Origin of the sequence: Desulfosarcina sp. (assembly GCF_041551955.1) — a bacterium.
Lineage (GTDB): Bacteria > Desulfobacterota > Desulfobacteria > Desulfobacterales > Desulfosarcinaceae > Desulfosarcina.
On record NZ_JBFELV010000350.1, the window covers coordinates 1 to 5,444 of the forward strand.

Here is a 5,444-nt window from a genome sequence, read left to right on the forward strand (position 1 = left end):
ATTCAATGGAAAAATCTATACGATGAACCCCAAGCATTACCCCATGCCTGACGTGGCCGTCAAACGCGCATGGGTCACTTCCGATGCTCACAAATCCTGAAGCACCCTCCGCTCCCGGGCATTGGGCAGGACGCCGAACAGGCAGGCCTCCAGAACGATCTCCTGATGCTGGTTGGTAAAGACGGCTGCGGCCTCCGCTCGGTTCCTCTCATCCACGGCAGTGAGGGTACAGTGGCAGGTGATCGTATCATTGAAGTAAACCGGTTGGATGAAACGGAAATTCATGCCCGAGGCCAGCCATCCCATTTGGCCGCCCATCTCGGTGATCATGCCGCCCACGAGAAGCCCGTGGCAGATCCGATCGCTGAACCCCTTGAGTTCAACAAACCGTTTGCTCGAGTGAATGGGGTTATGATCCCGGGTCACTTCGGTAAAGGCGTCGACATCCTTTTCGGTGAAGGTCCGGGTGAGGGTGAAAGTGTCGCCGGCATTCAGCCCGGCGACGGTTCGGCGGCGGATATCATTCATTAGAAAACTCCGTTTTCTTTAAGGGTCAAGGATTCGAGGGTTCCAGGGGTCGAGTGAATGCATTCAATCGCTTAAGCATTGGCCCGGGCTGTAGGTATCAGTTTATAGGCAACCCATCAGTAGCCCTGTTAATGGATAAAAAGCTTTCACCGGTTTTCAGCCAAAGGTATGGCCTATGACATGGTTGAGCATTTCCCTTGAATCCTTGACCCCTTGACCTCTTGAACCCTTATTTTCTTATCTTCACCCACAGCAGCTTGGCCGTCTCCTCACCCGAGTTTTTCCACTGCGACGGCAATTCACCGGTGAGGTAGATCACATCTCCCGGCCCGGCCTGATGCAGGCGGTTGCCGATTTTAAGTTCCAGCCGGCCTTGGAGCAGATACCCCATCTCCTGCCCTTTATGGATAAAGAAATGCGTCGACAGTTTTTTCCCGGCAGGAATCTCTATCAGGTAGGGTTCCGCGTCGGCGTCAAAATCGGCCGGAGACAGCCGATAGCCCGTTACATCCCGCTTCGACAAATTGGGAAGGTTGATCCGGGTGCCGCCGTCGGAAAACACCACCTGGTCGACCGCCGTTGATCCGTTCTCGAAAAACGCCGCCACGGGCAGGTTCAACACCTGGGCGATTTTAAACAATGCCGGCAATGAGGGATAAATGGTGCCGCTTTCGATCTGGGAAATGGTGCTGGGGGTCACACCCACCAAGGCAGCCAGTTCCTTCTGGGGCATGGACTGGCGGTTCCGAATCTCCTTTACCCGACCACCCAGATCGATATTTCCGCCTTTGCCCGTCTCGGTTTCAAAGACCACGTCCAGACCGTCGTTCCAGTAGACCAGCGGACGGTTCAACGCATCGGGCCTACGTTTATCCGCCTTAAGGATGGTCAGGGCCGACTTTCCCCGATTGACGGACAGGTCAATGGCAACTTGGGCAATTTGGTTGATGTTGGCCCTCAGGCGTTCTGAATGGGCGTTTTTTTCCATGATCCAATAGGCGAGGGTGTCCAGTTCGTAGAGGCGCGGGCAGGCACGTGAATAAAATTTCCCGATCGCTTCTTCCCCGCCCCACAAATCCTGCATGCCAGTGAGTGAATCGAAGACGAACCGGACATCCCCGGTCATAGTCCCGTGGAGGTTGTAGAAGGCGTCGGACACTACTTCCGGGTCTCCGGGCGAATTGATTCGCACAATTTGGTACGGCCACCGCGCACCGTCTTTCTCATAAAACTTACTGAACACCTCACTGCCGTCCCCTTTGCCGTGGGTAAAGCAGTCCAGGATGGTCAGATGCTGATTTTCCGCCAGCGGGCCCAGGTCTTCGAGCAGGCTTTTGGGGGGTCGGTCAAAGGTGATGTATATCAAGGCCTTGTTCTGTCGCTGGGATTCCTGGATAAAATTAAGGCTAAAGATCGAGGCCAGGCTGCCGGCACTGTCATACCAGACCACGTTGTCGCCGATAAACAGGCCGCCCAATTGCCGATCGAGCTGGCTGACGCCCGAGGAGACACGGATCTTCTTTTTAAACATGGCTGCTGCCCCTGGTCGGATGGGGGTAATCGGATTGCCAACGGATGGCTGGTGAGTACGATACACCACCTGACAGCCTCCACGAAAGAAAAAAAGGGGTTCCGGGCGCTTTTATAAGCATTGCACAGCCTATCAATGCACATTACTTTAATAAAAAGGTTGCCAAAAAGCGATCCAGCCAATAAACCCAGCAACGGTAAACGCGGAGAGCAACAAGGAGATGCAGTGAAACCAAACAAGATAGTCGTCATTGGATGTGCAGTGCTGGGTGTGGACATGAAATACGCCGCCAGGCAACTGGGGTTGGCGGTCGATTTTAAATTTTTGGAAGCTGGTTTGCATGAACGGCCTGATTTATTGAAGAAAAAACTACAGGACGCCATCGATGCGGTGTCGGCCGCCGGCGAGGCCAACCGGATCGTCATCGGCTATGGCGTCTGCGGCAGGGGCACCATCGGCATCCAGTCCCGCGACATCCCCTTGAGCATCCCTAAAGTGCATGACTGCATCGCCATGTTCTTGGGTGGCGCCGCGTCGTACCGCAGGGAGTTCAAAAAATTCCCCGGGACCTACTACATTTCCGCCGGGTGGCACGAAGAGAAGGCCGTACCGGTCTCCCAACGCAGGCTGCAGGCCTGGTATGGCGACAAGCGGGTGCATTTCGATGAGATTGCCCGCCAGTACGGCGATCAGGCGGCCGAACGAACGATCACCTTTCTCAACTCATGGCAGAAAAATTATCAGCGGGCCGCCTACATCGACACCGGTTCCAGGACCGGATCGACATACGAGGATCACGCCAAGGAGATGGCCGAGGCCTATGGATGGACCTATGAGAAAATCTCCGGCAGCCTGGATCTGATCGAAAAAATGCTGACCGGCACCCAGACCACGGACGACATCCTCTTTGTTGAACCTTACCATGCCATCGAATTCGATGCCGTGACGGGCACGCTCTCATCGCACCCCTTATGGGAGGACAAACCCACCAGTGAACCCGGCCCCGTCATATTTAGCGATGACCGCCCGTCCTTGCCACTCACCGCCGCCATTGGATTGGGCATCGATGCCGGCGGCACTTATACGGATGCAGTCATCTACAATTTCAATACCGGAAAGACACAATGCAAGGGCAAGGCCCTGACCACCCGCTGGGATTTTACCATCGGTATCCGCCGGGCCCTGGAAAAATTGGATCAGAACCAACTCAAGCAAGTCGAAATGGTTGCCCTGTCCACGACGCTGGCCACCAATGCCATTGTGGAGGGCGACGGCCAGAAGGTGGGCCTTTTGCTCATGCCGCCTTACGGTGTCTACGATCCTACGGATTACCCCCATGAACCCAAGGCGCTGGTACCCGGCCGCCTGTCCATCACCGGCGAGGAGATCGAGTCCGTCGATGCCAACCAGGTGCGGCGGATCGTCAAGCGCATGGTGGAGAAAGACCAGGTCAATGCATTTGCCGTATCCGGTTTCGCCGGTGCCATCAATCCGGACCACGAAACCACCGTCAGGCGCATCATCCAGTCGGAGACGGGCCTGTTCGTCACCTGCGGCCATGAATTGTCGAGCATTCTCGATTTCAAGATACGGGCGACAACGGCCGTGCTGAATGCCCGGATCGTCCCCCGGTTGGGCAAGCTCATCGCCAACCTCGAAAAGGCGCTGCAAGCGATAGGCATTCTCGCGCCCATCGTGGTGGTCAAGGGAGACGGCACCCTGATGCGGGCGGAAATGGCCAAAGCGCGTCCGGTGGAGACCATCTTCTCCGGGCCGGCGGCCAGCGTGGCCGGCGCCAGACATCTCACCGGCCTTGAAGATGCCCTGGTGGTGGATGTGGGCGGCACCACCACGGACACGGCGGCGGTGGAGCATGGCAGCGTGCGCGTCTGCAGCACCGGATCCACCGTAGCCGGACGCCGAACCCATGTCCGGGCCCTGGACATCCGAACCGCCGGCCTGGGGGGGGACAGCCTGATCAACCGCGAAAAAGGCGTCTTTTCCATCGGCCCCCGCCGGGTAGCGCCCATAGCCTGGCTGGGATCCAGCTTTAGCGGTGCCAATCAGGCCATCGATTATCTGAGCACCCGGCTGCGCAGTTTTGAAACCTCCACCCGCAATATGCAGATTTTAGCCCTTACCGGGACCGCGGAACATCTCCATCCCACGGAGATGGAGATGACGGTCCTGTCCCTGCTGGAAAAGCGACCCCATTCCATCGACGAGTTGACCCGAAAAACCGGCGTTCTAATAGACCGCCACCTTCCCATACAGCGCCTGGAAGAAAACTTCGTCGTCCAGCGCTGCGGTCTGACCCCGACCGATCTGCTCCATCTGGCCGGTGAATTTCAACGCTGGGACACGGCGGCGGTAAGGCCATTCTTCCGCATGATCGCCGCCCTGAGCAAACGGGATGAAACCGAACTGCGGCAGGAGCTGCTGGAAACCGTGTCGCAAAACCTGGCCCTGGAGATCTTAAAGCGTCAGCTGGACGATGAGGTCAACCCCGAGGCCCTGCACAGCTGCCCGGTCTGCAAAGCCTTGATGAACAACGTATTTTCCGGCGGCGACAGCCACTATCGCCTGCGCATCGAATTCAAGCGGCCGGTGATCGGCATCGGCGCGCCCATCGCCTTTTTCCTTCCCCGTGCCGCTGCCATGATCGGTGCCCGGGCCGTGCTCCCCGAGCATGCCGACGTGGCCAACGCCATCGGCGCCATTACCAGCAACGTCGTTATCGAACGTCAGGTACGCATCATTCCGGGCAGCGGCAGCGGGTTTCTCATCGAAGGCCTACCCGGCGCACGACGCTTCAACGTCTTTGAAGAAGCCGATGCATTTGCCAAAGAAGCGCTTGCCGGCATGGTCAGAACCTTGGCCATGGAAGCCGGTACCAGCACCCGCGCGGTCACCATCGAAACCGAGGATCAACTCCCTGTGGATGCCGGCGGCCATCCCATCTTTATCGGACGCATCATCAAGGCAAGGCTCACCGGTCCGCCCGACCGGGTCGTCGCCGAGGTCCCGGCAATCATGGCTGGATGATTTACATCGACCGCCATGATCGATCGCTTGGAAAACCACATGGCAGGCCATATATTCAGGGAGACGCGGTTTTCGTCAATTTTTTGGATGGGAACTGCCTACTACGATTTAGCTCGGCGATAGGATAAATGTGCAATGGTTAAAAATACCGTAAAAATAGCTGTAATCGATCTTAACAATGGTGTGCCGAACCAGAGCTTGCGTTGTTTACGCGATCTGTTGAAGCAAACCGATGAGAACCGGTCGGAAGTGAGTGTATCCTTCGATTTTTTCGATACCCGACATGGAGATGAATTGCCTGATATCAATCATGATATTTTTATTTCATCGGGTGGTCCGG

General features: G+C 56.7%; 4 protein-coding genes. 2 read left to right on the plus strand and 2 right to left on the minus strand.

Features of this window, described 5'->3' with window-relative positions; genetic code table 11:
* Positions 1–87: 87 nt before the first annotated feature.
* The gene (locus ABYV26_RS19810) at positions 88–528 is read right to left on the minus strand and encodes a MaoC family dehydratase (RefSeq protein WP_372683088.1); all 441 of its coding nucleotides are present in this window, start codon (positions 526–528) and stop codon (positions 88–90) included.
* 229 nt (positions 529–757) lie between these two features.
* Positions 758–2,059 (minus strand): helix-turn-helix domain-containing protein, encoded by a 1,302-nt coding sequence (locus ABYV26_RS19815; protein WP_372683089.1) that lies wholly within the window; start codon positions 2,057–2,059, stop codon positions 758–760.
* A gap of 225 nt (positions 2,060–2,284) precedes the next feature.
* Here ABYV26_RS19815 and ABYV26_RS19820 point away from each other — a divergent pair, with 225 nt between their 5' ends.
* Together ABYV26_RS19820 and ABYV26_RS19825 are read left to right on the plus strand one after the other, a co-directional pair.
* Positions 2,285–5,104: a DUF1638 domain-containing protein gene (locus ABYV26_RS19820; RefSeq protein WP_372683090.1), complete on the plus strand. Its 2,820-nt coding sequence runs from the start codon at positions 2,285–2,287 to the stop codon at positions 5,102–5,104.
* A 135-nt stretch (positions 5,105–5,239) separates the two neighbouring features.
* Positions 5,240–5,444: hypothetical protein (locus ABYV26_RS19825; protein WP_372683091.1), on the plus strand; the 205-nt coding region annotated here is incomplete at its 3' end.